This window comes from Bryocella elongata, assembly GCF_900108185.1.
Lineage (GTDB): Bacteria > Acidobacteriota > Terriglobia > Terriglobales > Acidobacteriaceae > Granulicella > Granulicella elongata.
Genome location: NZ_FNVA01000001.1, coordinates 536474 through 562676, shown reverse-complemented (window position 1 = coordinate 562676; position 26203 = coordinate 536474). Strand labels below are relative to the sequence as shown.

The 26203-nt window shown below is 59.7% G+C and carries 16 protein-coding genes and 2 tRNA genes; 14 read left to right on the top strand and 4 right to left on the bottom strand.

Annotation, left to right across the window (positions count from 1 at the left end; genetic code table 11):
* The first annotated feature begins 20 nt into the window (after positions 1–20).
* The 3 genes from C4S68_RS02330 to C4S68_RS02320 all read left to right on the top strand — a co-directional run bounded on the left by C4S68_RS02330 (position 21) and on the right by C4S68_RS02320 (position 2337).
* The gene (locus tag C4S68_RS02330) at positions 21–2015 is read left to right on the top strand and encodes a type II secretory protein PulD (RefSeq protein ID WP_103931397.1); all 1995 of its coding nucleotides are present in this window, start codon (positions 21–23) and stop codon (positions 2013–2015) included.
* A gap of 97 nt (positions 2016–2112) precedes the next feature.
* Positions 2113–2187, top strand: a tRNA-Gly gene (locus tag C4S68_RS02325).
* Between the two features lie 75 nt (positions 2188–2262).
* Positions 2263–2337 (top strand) — tRNA-Cys (locus C4S68_RS02320).
* A gap of 65 nt (positions 2338–2402) precedes the next feature.
* Here the strand turns inward: C4S68_RS02320 and C4S68_RS02315 are convergent.
* Positions 2403–5555, bottom strand: coding sequence for a ligand-binding sensor domain-containing protein (locus tag C4S68_RS02315; protein ID WP_160114967.1), 3153 nt, complete (start codon positions 5553–5555; stop codon positions 2403–2405).
* A gap of 377 nt (positions 5556–5932) precedes the next feature.
* Between C4S68_RS02315 and C4S68_RS02310 the strand changes: the two genes are divergently transcribed.
* The 3 genes from C4S68_RS02310 (at position 5933) to C4S68_RS02300 (ending at position 9805) form a co-directional block, all read left to right on the top strand.
* Positions 5933–7054, top strand: coding sequence for an FAD binding domain-containing protein (locus tag C4S68_RS02310; RefSeq protein ID WP_103931395.1), 1122 nt, complete (start codon positions 5933–5935; stop codon positions 7052–7054).
* 126 nt (positions 7055–7180) lie between these two features.
* Positions 7181–7972, top strand: coding sequence for an SDR family NAD(P)-dependent oxidoreductase (locus C4S68_RS02305; protein ID WP_103931394.1), 792 nt, complete (start codon positions 7181–7183; stop codon positions 7970–7972).
* A 156-nt stretch (positions 7973–8128) separates the two neighbouring features.
* On the top strand, positions 8129–9805 hold the full coding sequence (locus C4S68_RS02300; protein WP_200821451.1) for an FAD-dependent oxidoreductase: 1677 nt from the start codon (positions 8129–8131) through the stop codon (positions 9803–9805).
* On the opposite strand, the gene C4S68_RS02295 is transcribed toward C4S68_RS02300, so the two are convergent.
* A complete protein-coding gene (locus tag C4S68_RS02295; RefSeq protein ID WP_103931393.1) occupies positions 9802–10440 on the bottom strand; it encodes a response regulator in 639 nt (212 codons plus the stop codon). The two genes, C4S68_RS02300 and C4S68_RS02295, sit on opposite strands and share 4 nt — an antisense overlap.
* A 422-nt stretch (positions 10441–10862) precedes the next feature.
* Between C4S68_RS02295 and C4S68_RS02290 the strand changes: the two genes are divergently transcribed.
* The 5 genes from C4S68_RS02290 (at position 10863) to C4S68_RS02270 (ending at position 19959) form a co-directional block, all read left to right on the top strand.
* Complete coding sequence (locus C4S68_RS02290; protein WP_103931392.1) at positions 10863–11204, top strand: UBP-type zinc finger domain-containing protein; 342 nt, start codon at positions 10863–10865, stop codon at positions 11202–11204.
* A gap of 88 nt (positions 11205–11292) precedes the next feature.
* Positions 11293–12807, top strand: a complete 1515-nt coding sequence (locus C4S68_RS02285; RefSeq protein WP_103931391.1) for a multicopper oxidase family protein — start codon at positions 11293–11295, stop codon at positions 12805–12807.
* A gap of 409 nt (positions 12808–13216) precedes the next feature.
* On the top strand, positions 13217–16504 hold the full coding sequence (locus tag C4S68_RS02280) for an efflux RND transporter permease subunit (RefSeq protein ID WP_235011295.1): 3288 nt from the start codon (positions 13217–13219) through the stop codon (positions 16502–16504).
* A 70-nt stretch (positions 16505–16574) separates the two neighbouring features.
* Positions 16575–17945: an efflux RND transporter periplasmic adaptor subunit gene (locus tag C4S68_RS02275; RefSeq protein ID WP_160114966.1), complete on the top strand. Its 1371-nt coding sequence runs from the start codon at positions 16575–16577 to the stop codon at positions 17943–17945.
* Between the two features lie 139 nt (positions 17946–18084).
* Complete coding sequence (locus C4S68_RS02270; protein WP_160114965.1) at positions 18085–19959, top strand: TolC family protein; 1875 nt, start codon at positions 18085–18087, stop codon at positions 19957–19959.
* A gap of 236 nt (positions 19960–20195) precedes the next feature.
* Here C4S68_RS02270 and C4S68_RS02265 read toward each other — a convergent pair whose 3' ends face one another.
* Both C4S68_RS02265 and C4S68_RS02260 read right to left on the bottom strand, forming a co-directional pair.
* Entirely contained in the window at positions 20196–21458 is a 1263-nt protein-coding gene (locus C4S68_RS02265; protein WP_235011294.1) for a cupin domain-containing protein, read from the bottom strand.
* Between the two features lie 329 nt (positions 21459–21787).
* A complete protein-coding gene (locus tag C4S68_RS02260; protein ID WP_160114964.1) occupies positions 21788–22315 on the bottom strand; it encodes a DUF4136 domain-containing protein in 528 nt (175 codons plus the stop codon).
* A 348-nt stretch (positions 22316–22663) separates the two neighbouring features.
* Between C4S68_RS02260 and C4S68_RS02255 the strand changes: the two genes are divergently transcribed.
* The 3 genes from C4S68_RS02255 to C4S68_RS02245 are packed head-to-tail and all read left to right on the top strand — an operon-like array spanning position 22664 to position 26189.
* Positions 22664–24970, top strand: coding sequence for a xanthine dehydrogenase family protein molybdopterin-binding subunit (locus C4S68_RS02255; RefSeq protein WP_103931387.1), 2307 nt, complete (start codon positions 22664–22666; stop codon positions 24968–24970).
* Entirely contained in the window at positions 24967–25542 is a 576-nt protein-coding gene (locus tag C4S68_RS02250) for a (2Fe-2S)-binding protein (protein ID WP_200821450.1), read from the top strand. The genes C4S68_RS02255 and C4S68_RS02250 overlap by 4 nt, the downstream gene beginning before the upstream one ends.
* Positions 25539–26189: an FAD binding domain-containing protein gene (locus C4S68_RS02245; RefSeq protein ID WP_235011293.1), complete on the top strand. Its 651-nt coding sequence runs from the start codon at positions 25539–25541 to the stop codon at positions 26187–26189. Before C4S68_RS02250 ends, C4S68_RS02245 begins: the two co-directional genes overlap by 4 nt.
* Positions 26190–26203 lie beyond the last annotated feature (14 nt).

Here is a 26203-nt window from a genome sequence, read left to right as displayed (position 1 = left end):
CGTCCAACTCTGCAGCATCCATGGCTGGCCCCTACCCATTCCGCGACGCCCCTCCGCTGCGGTGGGCCTGCTCTGCGCTGCTGCTGAGCAGCGCCTTGCTTTACGCTCAATCTCCTTCCGATGCGCCTGCCAGCGTTCCAGCCAACACCGGCGCTGCCACGGCGGCCGCAAGCCCTAGCGTCCCAGCCCCCATCTCCGCCAGGCAGGCACGCGACGCCGACGATGCTTACCTCTCCGGGGCGAAGCACGTCTCCCACGGCGAACTCGAAGCAGCAGAGCGGGACTTCGGCCGCGCTCTCAAGCTGAACCCCAACAACTCCGACTACGCCCAGGCCGTTGCCGTTACGAGGCAGCAGCGAGTCACCGCACTCGTGGAGCAGGCTGCCCGGTCACGCGTCGCGGGCGACAACGTCCAGGCGCAGCGCCTGCTCGCGGAGGCCCAGAAGCTCGACCCCGGAAACCCCATCGTCACGCAGCATCTGGGGCCGCAGGCAGTCACCTCCCCGGCCGCAATGCAGAACATCGACCTCTTCTCCGCTCCAGCGGATCACGTCGGCGGCCTGCTCGCAGGGCCAATCCATCTGTCCCCCACCGACGGCCTGCACAGCTTCCATCAGCGTTCCAGCCAGCAGGAGCTGCTGCGTCAGGTCTACGCCGCGTACGGCATCCGGGCCAGCTTCGACTCGTCGTTCACCTCCAACAGCTCACTCCGGCTCGATCTCGACGACGTGAACTTCGCCGATGCCACGCGCGTGATGCGTCAACTCACCCACTCCTTCGCCGTGCCCATCGATGCGAAAACCGCCCTGATCGCCAAAGACACGACGGAGGATCGCGACCGCCTCGAACCACAGATCGAAGAGACGATCTTCCTTCCCGGCATGAGCGGCGAACAGATGACAGAGCTCGCCAACGTCGCGCGCAACGTCTTCGAGATCAAGAAGGTCACCAGCAGTCCCGCCAGCGGAGGCCTCCTCGTGACCGGTGATGAGCCGACCCTGCGCCTGCTGAACGCCACCTACGATGACATGCTCGACGGTGGCTCGGACGTGCTGCTCGACATACGGCTCTTCGAGACCTCCAAGAGCCACACCAAGAACATCGGGCTCTCGACCCCCACCGGCGCGGGAGCCTTCTCCATCGCCGCCGAGGCCACCTCGCTGGTGAGCGCAAACCAGTCCCTGATCCAGCAGGCCGTCGCCTCCGGCGTGCTCACGCTGAACGGCACGGCTATCCAGAACCTCATCAAGGAGGTTGCGTTCCTGGTCGCTGCAGGAGCCGTCAGCTCCACGCAGTACAGCAACCTGCTGGGCACCTTCGGCGGCGGCCTTACCTATGCCGGCCTGTACCTCGCTTCGGGAACCACCTTCAACCTGCTGCTGAGCTCGACGGATACGCGGCTGCTCGACGCAGTGACGCTGCGCGCAGGCAATCGGCAGCCGGCAAGCTTTCGCGCCGGCTCGCGCTATCCGGTCATCACCGGCAGCTACAGCTCAGGAGCTTCGAGCGCCCTGGCCTCGCAGCTCGCCGGCCTCAACGTGAATGGAACCAGCGTCAGCTCCCTGCTCTCGCAGTACCTCGGAAGCACCTCGACCACCGTGCCGCAGTTCCAGTACGAGGACCTCGGCCTGACATTGAAGGCCACCCCCAACATCAACCACACTGGCGGCGTTTCGCTCACCCTGGACATGAAGCTGGAGGCTCTGGGCGGAACGAGCATCAACTCCATCCCGGTCCTCAACAATCGCGTGCTGACGTCAGTCGTCAACGTCCCCGCCGGACAGACCGCCATGCTGGCCACGGTGGTCGACCGCAGCGAGCTGCGTAGCATCGCGGGGCTCCCCGGCCTCAGCGAGCTTCCCGGCTTTCAGGGCACGGACAAGGACGCCGAGCTCAGCGACGATCAGCTGCTGATTACCATCACCCCGCACATCGTCCGCGCGTCAGCTCTGCATATTGCGAGCCGGCCGCTCAGCATGCCCAAGCCGTCGCCCAGCGCTGGGGCGGAGCCGTAAGCCACTATCTCCGGAGTCTTCCACAGATAAGCTCCTCGGCCGTGTCCTGTAGCCCTTTGCAATGGCCTTGTCTTTTGCTTATAATCAATTCAGCAGAGCGGGAGTAGCTCAGTGGTAGAGTGCTTCCTTGCCAAGGAAGATGTCGCCGGTTCGACCCCGGTCTCCCGCTCCAAACATTTCCCCCTACAAGCCCTGCTGGTACACTGCTCTTGCAGTTGTCTGCGCCTGTTTGGGTGTAGGCTCCCGAGGCGCGGTACCCAAGTGGTAAGGGAGAGGTCTGCAAAACCTTTATGCGTCGGTTCGATCCCGACCCGCGCCTCCAACACATTTGATTGATTGCAAAGGGCTTCCTCGGAAGCCCTTTGCTTTTGTATTGGAATCGTATCGTCAGGCATCACTGCGTGCATAAGCGACTGTCGCCGCAATCTCCGCGCTTACCTCAGTCCCACGGTGATGCCGCTCCGGAAAGACATTCCGGATGTCAATGCGTCCGCCGATCCGTTCCGCGCGTTCCCTCATCCCAACGACTCCCCAATGGCCTGCCGGGCCGGAGAGCATATCTCGCTCGTCTATGCCGATTCCGTCGTCGCGCACAATCACCTTCAGGCGAGAGCGCGTGTAACTGAGAAGGACCTCGACCTTCGACGCTTGCGCATGCCGAAAGGCGTTACTGATAGCCTCACGGCAGATAAAGCAGATCTCCTCATAGACAAGCGGAGCGAGATCGCGCTCGTGGCCCGTAACCACCAGTTCGAAATCCGCGAGATCCTCCCCCAGAAAGCGCTCCGAGAATCGCTCAATCTCCCGCACGAGACTACGGTTCGTCAGGCTCTCGAAGCGGAGTGCGCGGATCTTCTCGCGCCCTTCCTCCAGGACTGCCTCGGCACGATCGCCGACGGCGAGGATCGTTCCTCTCACGTCGTCTGCGAGACTTGGGTTCTCCGACAGCGCGTGGAAGCTTAGGATCAGACCCTGCATCCCCTGCAGGAGGGTGTCATGCAGGTCGCGCGAGACGTTGAGGCGTTCGGAGGTCTGTGCATTGATTCGCATCGACACCTGCCGGCAGAGGAAGTTGACGCGAATGCGATAGGCGATCCAAAGCAAAGCGGCCACCGCACCAATGCAGAAAAGAAAGAACCACGACGTCTGGTAAAAGGCGGGCGGCACCTGGATCAACAACGGGATCGCAAGTGTGCTCCACTCCCGGCCATTGCTTGCGCTCACTTCGAAGCGATACGTGCCGGGTCTCAGGTGCGTGTAGAAGGCCTGCCTGCGCTGCCCCGCGTCTTCCCATGCATTGGATTCCCCAATGAGCCGGTAGCGATAGTAGACGCGCTCAGGCGCAGAGAGCTGAATGCCGATGTAACTGATGGCCAGCTCATGAAAATCGGTTGAGCTTGCCGTGACAACCATACCCGAGGGGCCGCGCGCGGGGACAGCATCAACGCCATTGATGGATACGCTCTCGAGCAGAACGATGGGCGCAGAACGCGGCTGCAGGGCCTTCGAAGGATCGAGGCTGAAGACTCCGCCGGCGGTTGCGAGCCACAGGACGCCGCTCTTGTCCACGATGGCTGACGGCGTTCGCTTGGACTGCGTCGGCTGCCCCGTGAGTCCGTCATTGTCATCAAAGACATCGGCCTTGGTGAGATGATCCGGCTGCAGTAGAAGCTGCCGCACCTCGCTCGCGGGAATGCGTAAAGCTCCGGCAGCGGCGTTGAGCCACAGATTGCCTCCACGATCCTCGACGATGCCGGAGGTGCCACGAAAGAGGTCGGCCTCAAACGGATGCACGACGATCATCCTGCCGTCGTGCAGAAAGCAGAGACCATGCGCCCCGCCTGCCCAGATGGTATTCGCCGCTTCGTAGAACGTAATCGTGTTGCTCCACGGGCCACCTTCGATGGGGATTGTCTCGTAGCGTCCATCGTGCCGCTCGACAATCTGGTGGTCGTTATATCCAAGCCACAACCGGCCGCTGGAGTCTACGAGCATGCCCCAGGCGTCGGAGTCGTTAGGAACGGCCTTATCGGTGACCCTGTCCCAGTGCGCATCGTGATAACGCCAGAGCCCCTTGCCGATGAAAGACGCGAGCAACGTATCGTCGGAGTCGGCCGTCATCGACAGCGGCGGCACGTGATCCATGATGGGATCGAGTGGGGTTTCCTTGAAGCCTGCCGAACCATAACACTGCAGCACGTACCGCGTCGCATCCACGAAGCAAAGATCTCCGGAACGCATCTTCGCCAGTGGCCCCGTATTCACCGGACCTCCGACGAAAGTGGTGACGCCATCCTTCACGCGCATGAGTGGGGATCCGCGGGAGTTGATCCAAACGGCACCATCGTCAGTAGCCACCAGCGACGGAAAGTACTGCATCGATACCCCGCGGAACTTGGTGAACGTGGTCTGCTGAAAACGGTCCAGTCCCCTATCGGTCCCAAGCCAGATGTTTCCTTCGCGATCTTCCAGCAGAGCATTCGTGCCCATCGCGCTGATCTCATCCGGCACGGCGTGCTCGACTTTGTGAACGGGCGTATCGCTGGAGATGCTCATAATTCGCGAAAGCCCCTGATCGGCCTGTGCGACCCAGAGGTTGTCTTTGGAGTCCACCATCATCTCGGCTCGGCTGTTGAGTGCCAGAACGCCCTTCGAAGACACATCGGATATGGGCCTGATGGAGCGCCAGGCGTCCGCGATCCACAGCTCGCCCTTGCGGCTCTGCACCATTGAGCTGACGTAGTGGACCGGCACCGGCGCCTCTTCGAAGCGTTCAGCACCCTTGCGTAAGACCACCAGCTTCTTGTCTCGGCCAATCCATATGTTGTCGTCGCGATCAAAGAAGACGCTGAAGACTCCTCCGGAAGCAGACAGGCCATGATTGCCGCCAAAGTTGACCCATCGGCTTCCCACCAACTGAAAGAGCTTGCCTCCACCGAAAGCAAAGACGCGGCCATCGGGCCTCGGGATCACCTTATCCATCATGTCCGCGATCAAACCATCGCGTGGAAGGTACGTCACGCGCGTGCCGTCCGCGCAGAGGTGAAGAATCGCGGGATTGCGGAACGAGACCCACAGACCACCATCAAGATCCGCGGCAACGGAGCTCACGTAAAGAGACGGCATGGGCGGGTCAGAGGCGTTGAAGGGAAAGGACGCAAAGTGCAGACCATCGAATCGATAGAGGCCAAGGGTAGAGCCAATCCACAGGTATCCATCGCGGGTCTGGGCGAGCGAACTGATGCCCCCCGGAGCTCCATCACGCCGCGACCAGAATGTGTGCGTCGACTCCGAGATTGCAGGCTCGGGCACGGCTTGAGGAGAGCTGCCGGCCGGCTGTGACGGCGGAACCTGCGATGCTCCGAAGGACACGGAGCTACCAGCAAAGAGAACGAGGATCAGGAGCACCCATGCACTCGGGCCGCCGCTGCTCTGGAGCTTGCCTCCGAGACGCCCGAGGCCACTTCGGATAACTTCGACAAACTCTTCTTTATCTCGTGTCATCCGCGCGACCCCAAGCTTGGAGGGAGCCAGGATCACTTGCACTGCTGCGCCCGGGGCCATCATTCGAGTCTAACCTCAACCTACCCTCTTCCTGAGTGTGCTCCAGGAGGCGAGATCGCAGGCGATCGCGTTCAATCTGGCCAGCTTCGATACTCCGAGTCTGGACCAGAGTCGGTGTTGTTCGGTACGGACAGAAACTTCCCGGCGGAGTGTCGTCGCGTGGCATATCCAGGTTCCCGTTGCCGATTTGCCTGCTTGCCAGATCGTGGGCTAGCCCCGCACAGCCGACGGCCAAGAGATCACCCCATCAGGTGATCACGCACCAGCCTGGAAGGAGTGCGACATGGGTCAGAGGACAAGAGAAACTACGGTATGGATGGGCTATTGCAGATAGCAATGGGAGCAACGCAACGATGACGCCAGGCCGTGTGAGTATTGCGGGAGGATCGGTCGGCGGCCTCTTTGCCGCTGCCTTGCTGCAACGTGACGGATGGCGGGTCACCGTTCATGAACGGTCAAAGCGCGGTCTGGATGGCAAAGGCGCGGGCCTGGTGCCACAGAGCGAAGTCTCGGAGGTCCTTCAGGAGATCGGACGAGCGGATGTTCTCGATTCCCTTGTCATAGCGAAGGAACGCATCTTCCTCGATCGCACAGGAGATGTTCTCGGAGCCGCACACACACCGCAGGGACAGATGTCGTGGGATCTTCTTTACCGCGCCTTCCGGCAGGAGATCGAAGCCCTCCGGTATCATGCCGGCGCTCTCGTTCAACGCGTTGAGGACAGTGAAGACACCGCGACGCTGCACTTTGCGAATGACCCGCCGGTAGAAGCTGACCTGATCATTGGTGCCGATGGCATAGGCTCGAATGTGCGCGAATTTGTAGCTCCGGAGACGAAGCCCGTCTATGCCGGATACGCCGCATTTCGCGGGCTTGCGTCCGAACTGAAACTGCCGCAGCGGAGCGCAGCACTGCTCAGTGGTCGCTTCGTGTTCTACGACGCGCCTGGGATGCAGTTTCTCGGATATCTGGTCGCGGGGGCGGATGGAAGCATCGAACCTGGCCAGCGTAGATACAACTGGGTCTGGTATCGATCGCTGACGCAGCAGCGCTTCCAGGACGCATTGGCCTCCGAAGCCGGAGATCAGCTCACCTATTCGGCTCCGCCTGGTGGCCTCTCCTCTGTCACTCTTCACGAGCTACGTGAGAGTGCGCGGCGCGACCTCCCCGATGTGCTCAGTGATGTGCTGGTCGCGGAGGCCGCGCCATTCGTTCAAGGAATCTTCGACTATGAGACGCCGCGAATGGTCCGCAGCCGTGTCGCCCTCCTCGGCGATGCGGCTTTCGTCGTGCGGCCGCACACAGCAATGGGAGTATCGAAGGCCGCAGGAGATGCCATGGCCCTGCGGGATGCCCTGCGTTCTCACGAGACTGTGCCCGAAGCTCTGCTGGCGTACGAGCAGATTCGTCTCCCCATAGGACGAAAGATCGCGCAGTACGGACGACGCCTGGGCTCTGGCTTTCCGCGCTACTAGTGGCACATTCGGTTGAGTTGACCAGGATTCGCCCACATAACGAGCCCCTTCGCAGTGTCACGATCGTCAAGACAGCGCGCATCGCATCCGAAGGTTCATGAATCATACGAAACAGGAGATCGACACATGGATCTGAAGCTCGCAGGCTCGCATGGAATCGTCACAGGTGGAACAGCAGGAATCGGTCTGGCTATTGCAAGGCAGCTCGCAGCAGAAGGCGTGGATGTCGTTATCACGGGACGCTCAGAGAGCGTGCATACCGTGGCAGCACAGTTGCAAGCTGAGATGCCCAATGCCAAGGTCACCGGCGTGATCGCTGACGTGGGCAGTGCCGCTGGAGTCGAAGCCCTTTTCCGGGCTGTCCCGCAGACCGACATCCTCATCAACAACCTCGGGATCTATGAGGCAAAGAAGTTCGAAGACATTCCCGACGCAGACTGGTTGAACCTGTTTGAGGTCAATGTGCTCAGCGGAGTTCGGACGGCACGGCACTATCTGCCCGGGATGATTCAGCGCGACAACGGCCGCATCATCTTCATCTCCAGCGAATCGGCCGTGATGACCCCACCCGACATGATCCACTACGGCATGACGAAGACCGCGCAGCTTGCAATTTCCCGTGGACTTGCGGAGACGACCAGGGGCACGAAAGTGACGGTGAATACGGTCCTGCCTGGACCGACTCAATCCGCGAACATCGAACAGTTCCTGCGTTCGGTGGCGACTGATCCCGGTGCGCCGATCGAAGAGGTGGAAAAAGAGTTCTTCGCAAGGCATCGGCAATCGTCCCTGCTGCAGCGTCTCATTGCCGCGGACGAGGTCGCACACCTCGTGGCCTACGTGGCCAGCCCGCTATCTTCAGCATCGAACGGCGCCACGTTCCGCGCCGAGGGCGGATTGATTCGAAGCGTTGTGTAAAGGCCGTGTCATTGCCGTCATCACCCTAACGAGCTACTCCAGCGACGCTCCCCTTGGGGTCGCGTCGACTCCTGGCTTCGCCGAGACTCTGGTCATGTGGCCAGCTCGATTCGGACTTAGCCGATTCGAGGTACAGGCCGCAGGAGTGGTGGGATCGTGAACAATCGTGACATCCTGTCGGAAGCTGACGCTTATGCCCAGCATGACCTCGTCTTCCCGCAGCTTACCCAGGAGATGGTCGACCGTAGCCTCCCGTACGGCACGGTCGAACACTACCGTGCCGGCACAATCATCTACGATCGAGGAACACGTGGCGTCGATTTCCTTATCGTTCTGCGCGGCAGCGTGCTGATCACCGGCCCCTCCGATGACGGGCGCGAATCGGTCATCACGATCCACAAAGAACGCGAGTTTACCGGCGAACTCGATCTGTTCAGCTATCGGGAAGCGCTGGTCGGCGCTCGCGCTGCCACGGAGACTGACGTGCTGAAGATCGAGCGCGAGCAGTTTCGTGAGTATGTTTCCGGAGAGACGGACATCAGCGACATCATCATGCGCGCGGTGGTGCTCAGGCGTCTCGGACTGATCCAGCACATGATGGGTGGCGTTGTCGTGCTCGGCTCCGGGCGGGGCGTCGACACGCTGCGCATTCAGAATTTCCTCTCGAGAAACAGCTATCCCTACCGATTGGTCGACACGGAACTCGATTCCTCGGCTGAAGGTATCGTCCAGTCCTTTAAGCTCCGCTCTCAGGATCTTCCGGTCGTCATTTCAGGACAAACGGTGTACCGCAATCCCTCCATCCCGGAACTCGGCGACGCACTGGGGATAGCCGAGGAGATCGGCTCCGAGACCATCTATGACGTAGCCGTGGTCGGCGCTGGCCCTGCGGGCCTTGCCGCCGCCGTCTATGCCGCGTCAGAAGGTCTAAAGACCGTGGTGATCGAAGGCAATGCTCCCGGCGGCCAGGCGGGGACGAGTTCTCGCATCGAAAACTACCTTGGCTTCCCTTCTGGCATCTCCGGGATGGAACTCGCGGCCAGAGCACAGACGCAGGCTCAGAAGTTCGGCGCCAGGCTCGCCGTCTCACGGAACGTTACCGGTGTTGAGTGCAGTACCGATCCTTTCGGCATCACGCTACAAGGAGGAACGCGGCTAGTCGCGAGGACAATCGTCGTTGCTTCCGGGGCGCGCTATCGGAAGCTGTCTTTACCCAACTACGAGCGCTATGAGATGGACGGGATCCACTATTCCGCGACTGCGATCGAAGCGCGGCTCTGCGCCGAGCAGGACGTTGTTGTCGTGGGTGGAGGAAACTCCGCGGGGCAGGCGGCCGTGTATCTCGCGAGTTACGCTAGGCACGTCCACATTCTCATTCGCGGCCCTGAACTGGCCGCGACCATGTCCGAGTACCTCGTCCATCGCATTGTGAATAGCCGCCATATCACCCTGCACGCAAGCACTGAGATCGTCTCTCTCAAGGGAGATACTCATCTCACCGGCCTTACATGGCGCGACCGCACGACCGGCGAAGAGGAGACCCATGCCATACGGAACATCTTCGTCATGATCGGCGCGGAGCCCTGCACGGAATGGCTGGGTCACTGTGTGAATCTCGATGCCAAGGGCTTCATCACCACAGGAGCCGGAGACCAGGCGCACGGACACGGACCCTACCGGACATCCAGACCGGGAATCTTCGCAGTCGGCGATGTTCGATCCGGCTCCGTCAAGCGCGTTGCATCGGGCGTTGGCGAGGGTTCGGTGGTAGTCGCGGACATCCATGCATATCTGCGGGATCTGTCTGCAGCGCCCCCTCAGCCGCCGGTCTAGTTGAGATCGAGAAATCCCCTGCGCGCAGCGATCGTCACGGCATGCGTTCGATCATTAGCGCCCAGTTTCGACAGGATGTTCTTCATATGGGCCTTCACGGTGTCCTCGCTGATGTTTAGCCGGTCCGCAATCATCTTATTCGCGTTGCCGGCAGCGACACTCTTCAGCACCTGCACCTCGCGCGTGGTCAAAGAATCGTCAGCGGCGTATTCGGCCATCTCTGCTGCGATCTCGGGAGGAATGCGCTTTTGGCCAGCGTGGACCGCTCGAATCGTATCCAGCATATACACACGCAACATGCTCTTCAGCAGATATCCAGCAGCGCCCGCCTTCAGCGCACGCAAGGCCTGCACATCGCCCTTATACGTGGTCAGGACGATCATCCTCGCCCGAGGAAAGCGTTCGCGGATCAGCAACATCGCGTCAATGCCGTTGATGCCAGGAAGACGAAGGTCCATCAGCGTGATGTCAGGCTTGTGCTCAGCGTACAACTCAACGGCCTGCTCGCCCGTTGAAGCCTCTGCCACGAGTTCCATATCTTTCTGCGTGGCGAGCATAGCACCGATCCCCTCGCGGAAGACATGGTGATCATCGACCGTCATGACACGAATGGCCTTCAGGAGAGTTTCATGCATGGTTCGGACCTTTCCGTCGCCAAAGAGAGTCTGAGGCACTCTTAAGGATCGCAGGGGCGGGCGCAATACGCCTTACCCTTCCGGGTATTGACTGCAGGCTCCGCCCGTAAACGGCCTTCCGCGCTTGACGTCTACCAACAAGGTGTCGGGGCGACCAGGCGGCGCCTCCGTGGCTACGCGGCACAGATCGACTCATCTCCTCACGTGAGTCCCCGCGGAGGTACTCGAATGAGGTAACCGCCTTCCGCCAGAAAGGGGGCTTCCCTCACCTGCGAATGACCACTAGACTGAGCGCGAAAGCCCCGGGCGAACCCGCGCCGGAGTTCAGACCAAGATGAGTACTAGCGATCTTCGTGAGCGTTCATCACGACGATGGAAACTGCGGTCCTTATCAAGAGCATCCCGAGTACAGGAGCGAAGCTATGAGAGGCATCAAGCCCGCTGCAGTTCCGAGCGGTCCAGGTTGTGTCGAGTGCGAGAGAGCAGGAACGTGGTGGTTTCATCTCCGCCGCTGCGCTGAATGTGGCCACATCGGTTGTTGCGACAACTCCCCTGGCCAACATGCCACAAAACACTTCGAGCATACGGGGCATCCAGTGATTCGCAGCTTCGAGCCGGGCGAGAACTGGTTCTGGAACTTTGAGACGCAAGCCCAATTTGATGGCCCTGCCCTGGCGCCACCGCAGTCTCATCCCCGTTCTCAACCAACACCGGGTCCGCGCGGACGAGTGCCACGCAACTGGCAGGATCTGTTGAACCCGTAGATCCAAATGGTAGCCAGGCAAAGTGCAACGAGACCTGGCTGTCATACGCCGGTGCGGCAACTCGAAGGTTTCTGGAAAGAGAGTAACGATGTCTGGTCCCTCAATCCTGCAGGAGAGAACAGCCCTTCGGCTTGCGGCAGCGGCCTTGATCGCTGGAACAACCTCCCTCGCAGCGCAAACGGTAGCAGTACCCGTCGGGACCCTGCTCCCCGTCCCACCGGCCGTCTCCTCTCCATTCACTCTCAGCGCCATCAACGATGCATCGACGGGTCAGGGGGCATTCTTATACGCCGGCCAGGAGGTCCCTCCAATCATTCGGGTGAATCCCGGCTCGAAGATCCGCCTGGTTTACAGGAACCGAATGTCGGCGCACTCCACCGAAACCTGCGTAGATGGCCCATGCACGAATATGAGCAATCTGCACTTTCATGGTCTTCATGTATCGCCCAACAGACCGCAGGACGATGTGATCTCGATGATGTCGATGCCTGGTGAGTCCCTTCGGTATACCGTCGACGTGCCGGAGAATCAGCCATCCGGGCTCTACTGGTATCACACGCACCCGCACGGAGAGAGTTATCAGCAGGCTTTGGATGGGATGTCAGGCGCTATCGTCGTGGAAGGCATCGACCGATATGTCCCTGAGATACGCAGCCTGAAAGAGCAGATCCTTATCCTGCGCGACGTGCAACTGACGCCGGGCGATGCTCGGTCAGAGACTCTGGTTGAGGCGTCGGACGTCTCGAAAGAGAAATGCGGCGAAGCCACCGGTCCGCTCGAGCGGCTCTTCACGATCAACGGTGTCCTGCGCCCAAGAATCGGCATTGCAGCAGGAGAGAAGCAGTTCTGGCGCATCGTCAACGCGTCTCCCGATCTGTATGCGGATCTAACCATAGACGGCGGTTCGATGACGGTCGTGGCTTTCGATGGCATGCCCCTGGGCTACCACCATCCCAACCATCCGACCAGGCAACTGCAGCATGTTCTGCTCCCTCCGGCAGGACGCGTGGAAGCGATCGTTGTGGGCCCGGAGTCGCCGGGCAAAGCCTCTCTGCGAAGTCTTTGCGTGGACACGGGACCAGACGGCGACCCGAATCCCGAGTTCGTCGTGGCTGACCTCGACGAGACAAGCGCAGCACCTCGCACGCAGGTTTCAGCGAATATCCGTGCGGGACATTCCAAGCCGGTGGCTGTGCAGCTCTCCGCAGCCATGACGAAGCAGCTCGAAGGTAGCGAACCTGCCTTCACGGTGGACTTCACTGAGGATCAGCACGGCTTCTACATCAATGGGAAAAAGTACAGCCCCACGGATGGCCCCATGACCACGGTCTCGATCGGAGACTATGTCCACTGGCGTGTGAGGAATGACACCCATGAAGTCCATCCCTTTCATATCCACCAGGTCCATTTTCTTACGTACAGCGAAGACGGCCGCTTGATCGAGAACCCGGAATGGCTGGACACCGTCAACCTGAAGCCGCAGCAGACTCTCGATCTGATCATGGATTTCACTGATCCGATCATTCGCGGCATGTCGGTATTTCACTGCCACCTTCTGAAGCACGAAGACAAGGGAATGATGGCGAAGATCCTCTTTCAGTGAGCGGCATAGCGCGGCGCTTCGTTACCCCATGAGAAAGCTTCCATCAGGCTTCTCCGAGCCCACGGCCACGCGTTCAGACACCATCCTGCCCTGATCGACTCCAAGCGACATCACCTTCCGCCCGAGACCCTGCCGCGGACGACGAACGCATTCGCCTGCCTCTTTGAGACAGCGCAGACAGCTACACGGCTCTCTCGTCTGTGTCTTTGAGCCGACACTCTGCGAAAACTGTCGCCCACTCGACACTCCGATCCGCGAATACCAGCGGATTTGCCAGCTTTCGCGTGGCATGCCAATTGCATTCGCCTTGTGCAGAGGACCCGGACATGTTGCCAGGCTTTTGCTTCGATCGATTGGCGAGCTCACATCGAGGCGCACGCATGTGCACCTCCCTCGGGAGCGTGCCCTCATGATGTGGCTCGTGCGCGTCGCGCTTCAGCGCCCCTACACCTTCATCGTGATGTCGCTCCTGATCGCGGGTCTGGGGATCAGCTCTGTGTTCACAATGCCGATCGACATCTTCCCGCCAATCAATATCCCGGTGGTCAGCGTTATCTGGACGTACAACGGGATCTCACCCGACGACATGGCGAACCGCATCGTTACCATCTCCGAACGCGCCATGACCACGACCGTGAACGATATCGAGCACATCGAGTCCCGATCCTATGCGGGCGTGGCCGTCATCCGGGTGTACTTTCAGCCGACGGCGAATGTTGAGATGGGCGTTGCCCAGGTGACTGCGGTCAGCCAGACATTGCTGCGGCAGTTCCCTCCCGGAACGTTTCCACCGCTGATCGTGAAATATGACGCCTCGAGCGTGCCCATTCTGCAACTTGGAATCGACAGCAATACCCTCACCGAGCAGCAGCTCGCGGACTACGCCCAAAACTTTATTCGCGTCGATCTTTCAAGCGTACCCGGAGCCGCGGTTCCGCTTCCGTATGGAGGAAAGACTCGGTCCATCATGGTCGATGCGAACCCGCAGGCCATGTACGCCTACCGCGTCTCCGCGTCGGACATCTCGAGTGCCCTCACGAACCAGAGCCCCATCCTGCCGGCCGGCACGATCAAGATGGGCACGAAGGAATATCTGGTGAGGACGAACAGCAGCCCGAGCGTAGTTCAGGAATTCAACATGATCCCCGTCAAGTCGATCGACGGCGCGACGGTGTATCTCAAGGATGTCGCGCACGTCCGCGACGGGTTCCAGGTGCAGACGAACATCGTTCGGCAGGATGGACAGCGCGGTGCTCTGCTTACGGTTCTCAAAAACGGCTCAACCTCGACGCTCTCCATCGTGAGCAACGTACGAGAGCGTCTGCCGCTCATCCTTGCGGGCCTGCCAAAGACCCTGCAAATCAAACCCATATTCGATCAATCTGTCTTTGTGCGCGCTGCGGTAAGTGATGTCGTTCGCGAAGCCAGCATCGCCGCCGCGCTGACCGGCGTGATGATCCTGCTGTTCCTTGGCAGCCTGCGTAGCACGATGATCGTCTGCATCTCCATCCCGCTGTCCATCCTTTCGTCCATCCTCATCCTCCACACGTTGGGAGAGACGATCAATGTCATGACGCTCGGCGGTTTGGCACTGGCGGTCGGAATTCTCGTCGATGACGCCACCGTGGAGATCGAAAACACCAATCGCAATATCGCGATGAAGAAGCCAATCGTAAAGGCAATCCTCGACGGAGCCGAAGAGATCGCCACACCGACGTTGATTGCAACGCTCAGCATCTGCATTGTGTTCATCCCCGTCTTCCTTCTATCAGGCGCCGCGAAGTTCCTCTTCACGCCGCTGGCGATGGCAGTCGTCTTCGCCATGCTGACTTCGTACTTCCTCACGCGGACGCTTGTGCCAACGCTGATGCACTACCTGATGAAGCCGGAGGTTCCACGCATCGAGCGGCCAGAAGATGCTCCTGCTCGTCCTGGAGACGGACGGATATGGAAGACGCACAAGGCCTTCAACCATCGCTTCGAGGAAGGCCGCGGAAAGTACCTGGAGCTCCTTCGATGGTGCACACAACATCGAGCATCCTTCATTGCGATCTATGGCGCGATCGTCCTTGCGTCACTGCTCCTTGTACTGGTTGTTGGCCGCGACTTCTTTCCGTCGGTGGATGCGGGGGAGATTCGGCTTCACCTTCGCGCTCCTGCCGGGACCAGGATCGAAGAGACGGAGGTCCTTTTCGGCAACGTCGAGGGCGAGATTCGAAAGATCATCCCCGCAGACAAGCTGGACACCATCCTCGATAACATCGGACTTCCGGCCAGTGGCATCAACCTTGCGTTCAGCGATACCGCCACCGTCGGCGATGGTGATGGCGACATCCTCATTGCGATGAAAGATGGGCAACCGAGCGCTGCGTATGAGCCCCTGATCCGCAACATGCTGCGCAAGAAGTTTCCGGATTGCGTCGAGTTCTTTCAACCCGCCGACATCACCACTCAGATTCTCAACTTTGGCCTGGCGGCTCCGATCGACGTACAGGTCGGGGGGCGCGATAACGATGGCGACTACAAGATTGCCAAGGCCATCCGTGACGATATCTCACGCCTCCCCGGAACAACTGACGTGAATGTCTTCCAGGAACCTAACTACCCCGAAGTAGACGTTGCCGTCGATCGCGTGAAGGCGCAACAGGCCGGCCTCACACAGCGGGACGTTGTTGGCAGCATGCTCGTCTCGTTGAGCGCGAGTGGTCAGCTTTCACCCAATCAATGGGTCGATCCAAAGAACGGTGTCAGCTACCCCATTCTGGTGCAGACACCCCAGTACAAGCTCGACTCGATGTCGGATCTCTCACAAACGCCCATTACCTCATCTTCAGGCTCTCCATACACGGCGGTGCCCAGAGCGGGGACATTGCAGGCTCCGAGTGGTGGATCCCTGGCATACGGAAATCCGGGTGCGGTCAATAACTCCACGGAGCTGCTGGGAAACCTGGCCACATTCCAACGCAGCGTCTCTTTGGAGGCGATCGACCATTACTCCATCCGACCGGTGTATGACGTGCTGGTGACTCCCGATCGCCGGGATCTCGGCAGCGTCGCATCGGCTGTTCAAGAGATCATTCAGAGGCACAGGGCTCAGCTTCCTGGCGGTTCCACCATCACCTTGCGCGGCCAGGTGCAAACGATGAACGACTCCTTCACGCGATTGGGGATCGGCATCCTGTGCGCCATGATGCTCGTGTACCTGCTGATGGCGGTGAACTTCCAATCCTGGGTCGATCCTCTGATCGTTCTCTCTACCATCCCGTCTGCGCTCGCCGGCATCCTGTGGATGCTATTCCTCACCCGGACGACACTCAGCGTTCCTTCGCTCATGGGCACGCTCATGACCATCGGTGTTGCTACGTCCAATGCCATCCTCGTCGTCACCTTCGCCAACGATGAGCAGACCGCCGGAAAACTTCCGCTCGAAGCGGCAGTATCGGCAGGCCATGTACGCATGCGCCCCGTCATCATGACGGCCACCGCAATGATCCTCGGCATGCTGCCGATGGCGCTTGCCTTCGGGCAGGGCGGGGAGCAAAACGCACCGCTCGGGCGCGCCGTGATCGGAGGCCTGCTCTTCGTCACCGTCTCAAACCTCCTGTTTGTGCCTGTCGTCTATAGCTATCTGCGTACGACCCCGCCCGTGAACTTCGAAAAATTGATCGAAGCAGAAGCGGAAGGCCTCGCGCCATGACGCTATCGACGCGATCGATGCGTAATACGCCCCGTCAAACCATCCCATGTCGGTGGTCGAGGATCTGCCAATGACTCACGAAAATGAAGTGCACAAGCTCCCCGCGAACGAATCAGCCTCCACGGTGCCGGGCCTTCCATCCCATGGCACGCGCCGCAAGGTCTTCCTCCTCCTTGCTGTTTGCGCGGTCATCGCATTGATCTGTGTGGGTACAGTGCCCAGGCTCTTCCTCAGCCACGAACTGCGCTCACAGGCACATGAGCAGGCCGCCACGTCCGCCAACGTCTTCGTCACGCCTGCCCAGGCATCGCCACCGTTTGTCTCGGTGCAGTTATCCGGCACCATGTCCCCGATCACGGAGGCACCCATCCTCGCCAGGGCCGACGGGTACCTGAAGCGGCGCCTGGTCGACATCGGTGACCTGGTCCGTGCAGGCCAGGTCATTGGCGTGATTGAAACACCGGAACTCGACCAGCAGGTCCAGCAGGCCAAAGCGCTTTATGAGCAGAGTCAGTCGACCCTGGCGCAGAGTAGCGCGGCCCTCGAACAGGCAAGGGCGAACGCAGGTATCGCGGGCATCACGGCGGAGCGATGGGCCGCACTGGTGAAGCGCGGCGCTGTGTCGCGGCAGGCAAACGACAACTATCAGTTTGCCTACAGCGCGCAAGTTGCAGCCGTCAGCGTCGCCACCGCCAGCGTCGCAGCGGCGACCAACAGCGTCGGAGCGAACGCCGCAAACCTGGATCACTATCGCGAGCTTCAGAGCTTCGAGATCGTGCGTGCGCCCTTCGCTGGGGTCATCACGCAGCGCAACGTCGATGAAGGCGCTCTGGTCACGGCAACGGACACCCTGCTCTTCCGGGTCGCGAAGACAGACACACTGCGCACCTTCATCGATGTGCCACAGATCAACGCTCCATCGATTCATGTGGGAGATGCAGCTGATCTCACCTTCGTTCAGTTCCCAGGACACACGTTCCACGGAACCATCACTCGGACCTCAGGTTCATTGGACCTGAACACTCGCACCCTGCTAACGGAGGTCGATCTCGATAACCGCGATGGAAAGCTTCTCCCTGGCATGTATGCGACGGTCACATTTAGCTTGCCTCGTACCGTGTCCTCCATCCTGATCCCCAGCGAGGCGCTTGTCTTCCGCGCAGCGGGCACAACGGTAGCGGTGGTTGATGACCAGCACACGGTCAGATTTCGAAAGGTCGTTGTCGGCCACGACTACGGTCCTCAGATCGAGATCGTCTCTGGCCTCGGCGTGGGAGAGTCCGTGATCGTGAATCCCAACGACACTACGGCGGAAGGCGCGAAGGTGAACCCGGTGTCCCTGAAGCAGGCCTCGGGAAGCCTTGCGGCTGCATCCACCACGTCATCGGGCAACTCACGAGTCGAAGTTCCGCCTGCACGTGGAATGGCAGTCAATCATTAGGGAGAGAAGAACGATGAAGACCTCAAGGAACGCCCGGCGAAAAAGGAGATTGGACAGGTCTGTTCACGGCCGCCCGGTGAGCACCGCTCTGCTCTACGGGCTACTCGCATTCGCTCCTCTCGCTTACGCGCAGAACCGAATGGACCAATCCCCATCGACCGTGGCCGGCGCACCGAAGATCGACTTTCGAACAGCAGGCAGACTGAACTGGTTGTTCTCCGACTACAGGACTCCCGTCGCCCAGCCATCGCGCGCGGGTAACTCGGACCGCGTGGCAAGACTGATCCGAGATGGCAAGCTTCAGCTGACACTTCAGGACGCAATCCAACTCGCCATCGAGAACAACTTCGATGTAGAGTTGCGTCGATATGACCTGGCTGTCGCCGAAACCGAGATCCTGCGTGCCAAAGGTGGAGGCCAGCTTCGTGGCGTGCCAACCTCGATCAGCGAGCTTCCCTCTGGCGAAGGAGGTCCAGGAGAGCCACTTCTCACAGCTGTAGGAGGCTACACACCAGTCGTGCAACTTCCCAGCAGTTCTGCGGATCTCGCTACCATCACTGGCACGCAGAGCGATCTTTCCATCCTGAGTGCGACCCCATACTCCGCCGGATCCGGTATTCCCGCATTTGATCCCTCCGTAAGCGCGAATGTCGCCTTGTCCCAAACCGTCTATCCCCAGTCAGATGCCTTCTCTACGGGATCGAACTACTTCTCGAGCCACACCCTGGGTGGCTCAGCGCTCTATTCTCAGGGCTTCTCAACGGGCACCGTATTGAGTGCCTCGCTCCAGGGCAATCGGCTCAATGAAGCTTCCACGCGGCTCAACCTGAATCCGTTCGTCAGCGGCTCGCTGAATGTCAGCGTGGTGCAGCCTCTGCTCCGGGGCTTCGGCATCCATGTCAACCGGCGCTTCATCTCGATCGCAAAGAGCGAGAGCAGCATTGAGGCCGATGTCTTCAGGCAACAGCTGATCGCTACAATCTCGGACGTCACGCGTCTCTATTGGGATCTTGTGAGTCTCCAGCAGGACCTTCGCGTCAAGCACGAATCGTTGCTGGCTGCAGAGCGGCTCAATCAGGATACGAAGAACGAAGTAGATCTCGGGACACAGGCTCCCGTTGATCTGACCTCGGCCATGGCCCAGGTGGCGAGCAATCGCCAGGCTCTCATCAATGCCCAGGGACTGGTCTTGCAACAAGAGCTTCTGCTCAAGGAGGTGCTGACCCGCAAGGGGATATCGGACTCCTCGGTTGCCAGCGCATCGATCGACGCACTCACACAGATCGCACCTCCAGTAGCAGACCAAACCCCGCAACTTGCCGACCTGTTGGATTCGGCCATGAAACAGCGACCCGACCTTGCATTGGCTGAAGCGCAGGAACAAAGCTCCCGGGCTGCGCTGACCGGATCACGCAACGCGCTTCTTCCAGAGTTCAACCTCATCGCCTCCATGCAGAACAACGGTGGAGCCGGCACGGTCAGTGCGAACCTCGTAGCGTCCTCGGGAACAACCTCGACCGCTCCGCCATCGAATCTCGTCGGCGGCTACGGATCGGTACTCGGGCAGATATTCAGAAGAGACTTCCCCGATTACACGGTAGGAGCGCAAGTCAGCATCCCGGTGCGTAACAGGATTGCCAGGGCCGATGCAGCACGAGACGACATTCAATATCGGCAAAGCGAAGTTCGTGTGCAGCAGCTGCGCAGCCAGGTGCGTCTCCAGGTGGGCAACGCCTACATTGCGATGCAGCAGGCAAGCGAGAGCTACCATGCCGCGGTTGAAGCACGCCGGCTCCAGGAAGAAGCTCTCGACGTCCAGCAGGCAAAGTTCGAGGCTGGTGTGGCGACGGCCTATGAGGTGCTGCAGTATCAGAGTGGTGTTGCTGAGGCGCGGTCCGCGGAGGTGAGCGCGCTTGGGGTCTATGCCAAAGCCAAGAGCGCCCTCCAGCGCGCGACGGGGGCAACGCTCATTGACAACGGCATCACTATAGATACGACGCTGAGCCCGCGCTAACCGAATACAACGCAACCTCCTACCGAGACCTTCGCCCTCGGACCGCCTCCGAGGTGTCTCCTTCACGGCAATAACGCCGATGTATGCCACTGGGTCTTGCTCTCCAGCAACAGTGTTCCTTATCTCTCAAGATACTTCCGATACCGGGCTCCTTCCATAAAACGCGGAGTCCACAAAGGACTCCGCGCAGAACGACCGTGTTTCAGAGAATGTATCTTGCCCGTGTATCTGCGTACTTAGATCACCCCAAGGTTCTCTGCAGGTATCTTCATCGCTGTCTCCTTGTCGATGTTAAGGTGCGCCTTCAACATCTCACTCGGAACCCTTCGGAGCCACTGATTGAGAGAAACATCGAGGAACTCGTCGGCCGCAAAGGTCTCGAGGAACACCAGATCCGTATCGCCCGTGTTTTCGATGTAGTGGGGAGCATTGCTGGGAACGTACCCCACGTCATTTGCGTTGAAGTCGACCGTACGTGCATTGTCGACCGGGAAGAAGACAGTCATCCGCCCCTTGCCCGCGATGTAAAACTGCCACTCGGATGCATGAGGATGCCAATGCAGTTCACGCAGACCTCCAGGCTTCACCGTCACCAGAGCTGCCGCAATTTTCTTGGATGTGGGAAAGTTCTTCGAATCCACGATCCTCACCTCGCCTCCCTTGGACGACTTGGTCGGCTCCATGGACTTGAGCTTGAACGTGTACTGCTGATGCGCGGCAACGGCCTCTCCGCCGATCTCTGCCTTGTCCACGGAAAGCGCGGGAGGCACCTTGCCAGGGAAGATATACAACGGCGCTTCGGGGGCCTTGGCAAAGACGCTCGCATCCAGCCCCGTGTTCTTCGTCAGCACCTCTGGGGGCGTGTGAGCGATCCACTCTGAAAGCAGCATCGTCCCATCTTCGGAGAACGCCCCCTGGTTGAAGACCAGCAGAAACTCCGTGCCATCGGGTCCGAGGCCCTGGATGGAGTGCGGATGCCCCGCCGGGAAGATCCAGAGATCACCCTCCTCGACATCGCCGATGAAAATGTTCCCGTCTGGCTGCATGACAGTGACGCGTGCCTTGCCATAGAGAACGTAAGCCCACTCATCGGCGGTATGCCAATGCATCTCGCGATAGCTGCCGGCGGTAAGCCGCATGTTGACACCTGCGATATCCCGCGACGACGGCAGAACGCGCTCGGTCACCTCGTGCGTCCAGCCGCCCTCTTCAACGCGCTTCTTTACCAGGTCAAACGAGTACCAGAGAGGAGCTACGCTGCCATGGTCGGTAGGCGGAGGCGTGTTGGAGTTCGGGTTCAGTGCAAGCAGCCCCTTGTTCTCCTGCCCTGGGTCACTCAAGGAATGATCATGCTCGCCCTTTTCGATGCTCGTCTTCGTCTGGGCGTGGACGCTCAACCCAGTAAGTGCAGCAGCAGCCAGAGCTACAGAGCTCCGGCCAAGAAAGCTTCTGCGACTGGCATCCACCACTGGGAGCTCATCGTTTTCGTGTTCCATCATCGTATGACCTTTCGTGTTTTCGAGATTGGATCGCAGCTGTCGAAAGTCGGCAACGATCGGACACCCTGGGGTCGTCCTGCGTATTACCTCTGCATTCTTCGCGCCAAACTGCGTGGTTCTGTCAGGGCCTCGTTACTGCCTTAACCTTGAGCAAATGTGCGTACCGTTAGCGGTTTGCCGAGAGTTGCAGCGACAGCAGCGAGGTTGGTGGGAAGGTTTCGCTTCGCGCCGCCAGCGCTTCACGAGGGCGCGCCTACGACACAGTGTCGGCACAGCGACATGCCAGGTACTGACCGAAGCGGGTACACGTACGCTGGGATGCTTGTGCCCTACTTCGGCGGAAAGTTCTTAAACATGCGGCTCATGTCCTTCGACAGCTTCCCGATGTTCTTGTCCGGGTTCGAGGAGAGATCATTCCTGTCGACGCCTCGCCACACAAGCTTCTTCGTATGACCATCGAAGATGTCGATGACGACATTGCCGACCTTCGTCACAATCGTCGTTGTGGTCGACATCCCATCGTCCTCTCCAAATCCGCGCCAGCGCCAGCCCCCGCCGAAGCCATCGTAGAACGTCTGAAGTGTGCGTTGATCATGTGTACTCCGGAACGCACTCACCGAAGCATCTCCATTCGAGTCGACCTTGATCCAACCCTTCGCTGCGAGTTGTCCATCAACGTCCGCCTTGATTCGGTCGTCCCAAAGAGGGTTGCCCGACTGCACCTGCAGCCAGGTATACGTCTTGTAGGAGTTGAAGTTCGTTTGATGGTCATAGTCCGTCCTGGCCTGAGCCTGGATGCATGCACTGCCACTCAGCAGCGCGGCCGCGAGCAAGAAGACCGAGAGCTTGTGCTTCATTAGGTAATTCCTCCTGATGACAGAGCACTGCAATTGACGTGCCGCTCCATGAACTCGTAGGTTTCGCGAAAAAATCGAATGCTTCAAACCATATCGCGTGTCTTCGCGTCGACCAGTAGTCATCTGTCGCCGAGGAAACACCTTGGAACGCTGCCTTGCTCGCACGGTTCGGCTCCAAACAATGATGATGAGTAACTCCTCTTAAATGCTCTTTCCGTCCCTAATTCATCGACACCTCACACTACCCGTACGGGTAGTGTGGATAGACCTCCAAGGTGTGCTGCGCACTCCGCGTCGTGACGCTATTGTTGAAACGGTCGCAAAGCGACCTCGGATTGGAGTGACATCATGGCGCCGGAAGAATCGTCTGTCGGTAAGGAGGTCAACCGCGTTGAAGGACACGCGAAGGTAACCGGGAGCGCGCTCTATTCCGCAGACTTCCACTTCCCGAACCTTGCCTACGCCGCACTGGTACAGTCGGAGATACCCAACGGACGCGTTGAAGCGGAGAGCCTGCGCACAAGTGCAGAGCGTGCATCGCGGGCGCCTGGCGTCCTCTTCGTGCTCACCCCGCTCAATTGCCCTCCGCTGAATGTCCTGTCACGCGACCTGACCTTCGACCTGCCTCTCGAGCGTCGGCCGCCGCTATCGGATCTGAGTGTGCAGCATGTCGGGCAGCACCTCGCAATGGTCGTTGCAAACAGTCCCGAGAATGCGACCGACGGTGTGTCGCTCTTCTCACTCGAGTACGTGGAAGCCGCGCCACAACTGAGCGCTGAAGAGGTGCTCTCGCAGCCTGTTCCAGCCGACGAGAAAAACGGTCAAATCCGGCATGGCAGTTATCTCCCGGACCACTTTGTGAAGTTGACCGAAGAGAAGCTGCAGGACCACCGAGGGCCAGCCGAAGCATCTCCATCGACGTTCCAGGTGGACTCCACCTATACCACCCCGGTGAATGCGCATTACCCCATCGAGCTCGCATCAACAATCGCGTTCTGGGAAGAAGGCAAGCTCACAGTCCACGACAGTACACGCTGGATAGCGGGCGAGAGAAAAGCTCTCGCCGGCTATCTCGGAATTCCCGAGGCCGACATACGCATTCTCTCTCCCTTGGTAGGTGGAGCATTTGGCTCCAAGAGCTTCCTGTGGATGCACGTGGCCCTAACAGCGGTCGCGGCGCGCGAACTACAGCGCCCGGTAAAGCTGGTGCTTACGAGGGACCAGATGTTCTCCTCCACTGGTCATCGCCCAAGAACGAAACAACGAATCCAGTTATCGGCGTTCGAAGGCGGACTGATTGAGGGAAGCGAACATCACACTCTGACAGAAACCTCCACCGTGGCGCACTTCTGCGAACCGGCCGGGCTCTCCACTCGTTTTCTTTATCACTCTCCTCGTTTGGCGGTTTCGCACCAAGTGGCTCGCATCAACGCCCCAACTCCGTGTTTCATGCGCGGTCCCGGCGAGGCGCCGGGCCTGTTCGCACTTGAATCCGCCATGGATGAACTGGCCTACTCCGCTGGCATGGATCCAGTGCAACTCCGCGTCTTGAATCACGCGGACATCGATCAGACCAACGGCAAGACATGGTCCACCAAGCATCTGCTTGAGTGTTACGAGCAAGGCCGAAAAAAGTTTGGATGGGAAAAGAGAACAATGGCGCCACGCTCCATGACGCGCGATGGTGTCCAGATCGGGTGGGGCATGGCGACTGCCACCTATCCCGGACGCCGCATGCCTGCTGGATGCCGCGTCATCACCAACGTCGAGCGAGGTGTCGAGTTCGCCTCCGCAACGCATGAGGTGGGGAATGGTGTGCGAACCGTGATGTCGCAGGTAGCGGCCGACGCCTGTGGCCTCCCGATGGAACGCGTCTCATTTGCATCCGGAGATTCATTCTTCCCTGACGCCCCATACAGCGGCGCATCTCAGACGACCGCCACCGTGGGTTCGGCTGTATACAAGGCTGCGATGGAATGGCAGCAGAGAGTCAAGCAGCTTGTCATCAGCGATGCTGCATCTCCCTTTCACTCGCACGATCCGGCCGCGCTCACCATCACTGCAGGCGTGGTTCATAGCGCCGATGGCTTCAGTGTGGGCCTGTGGGAGTTGCTCAGGACCTTCGACACCACCACGGTTGAGCATGCCCTGACCTTCGACGTTCAAAGCGATGCAGGAGATCAGGAGAAATTCGCCTTCCAGTCCTTCGGTGCTCACTTCTGCGAGGTTGAGGTCGACGAAGAGATCGGCCGTGCCACGGTCACGAAGTGGGTCGCAGTCTTCGACTGCGGACGAGTTCTGAATCCCAAGCTCGCTCGGAATCAGATTATGGGGGGGATCACGTTCGGACTCGGCATGGCACTGCTCGAACAAGTTCCCTACGATGCGAAGACCTCGCTGCTCATCGGCGAATACTACCTCCCCACTCATGCGGACCGGCCTGACTTCGACATCAGCTTTATCGACAAGCCGGACTACGCGCTGGATCCTATCGGCGTCCGCGGCATTGGTGAGATCGGGGCCTGCGGCGTTCCGGCTGCCATCGCGAATGCCATCTTCCATGCCACAGGCAAGCGACTGCGCGATCTACCCATCATGTTGGAACAGCTGATGAAACCGTTCCCAGAGTCAACGCCACACATGGAGGCCGTATGATGCCCGACCATTCGCAAGAGCAAGCGAGCGCTTCCCTTCCGACCTTTCCATTGACTCTCAACATCAACGGGGAGACTCGGTCACTCGAGATTGACATACGTACAACGCTCCTGGATTTGTTACGCGAGCGGCTCAACAAGCCTGGAACCAAGAAGGGCTGCGATCACGGACTGTGCGGAGCATGCACCGTCTCGGTCAATGGAGAGCGCGTCGTCAGCTGCCTCACCCTGGCGGCATCCATCGATGGCTCTGACGTACTCACAATCGAGGGTCTCGCCGATGGCGCTGAGTTGAGTTCGCTGCAACAGTGTTTCCTGGAACACGATGGCTTTCAATGCGGCTATTGCACGCCAGGGCAGATATCGTCGGCCCATGCCATGCTCGCAGAGCATGCCCGCGGCGACCTCAGCATGGTGTCGTTTGAGACCACTCGAGAGGCAGTCCTTACGGGTCAACTCGAGCTAACAGAGCACGAGGTCCGCGAACGCATGGCCGGCAATATCTGCCGCTGTGGAGCGTACGCGAACATCGTTGCTGCAGTTCGCGCTGCCGACCAGAGGGGGCGAGCATGAAGTCCTTCGAGTTTACGCACGCAAGCACCATTGAAGATGCCATTCGAACGGCCGTTTCGTCCGGAGGAAAGTATCTTGCCGGGGGAACCAACCTGATCGACCTGATGAAAGATGGCGCGGAAACACCGCGCAAACTGGTTGACCTTCGACGTCTTGGGTTGAACGAGATCCTCTCTCTACCGGGTCGAGGAGTGATGATCCAGGCGAGAGTCTCCAACAGCGCCATCGCAAATCATCCGCTGATCCGAACACAATATCCCGTCGTGTCGCAGGCCATTCTCAGCGGAGCTACAACACAAATTCGCAACATGGCTACCGCGGGGGGAAACCTGCTCCAGAGGACGCGGTGCCCCTACTTTGCCGAGGTCGCCTTCAAGTCCTGTAACAAGCGCGAACCCGGCTCCGGCTGCGCGGCGCTGGACGGATTCAATCGCGAGCACGCACTCTTCGGAACAAGCGCCCAATGCGTCGCCATTCATCCTTCCGACATGGCCGTAGCCCTCGCCATCCTCGACGCCATCGTTCACGTACAAGGCCCTGATGGAACCAGAGCCGTTCCCCTGCGAAGCTTCTTCCGCGCTCCCGGGGATCAACCCGACCTCGATAACACGCTGCTGCCGGCGGAGTTGATTCTGGGTATCGAGTAGCCTCCTTCCGCGTT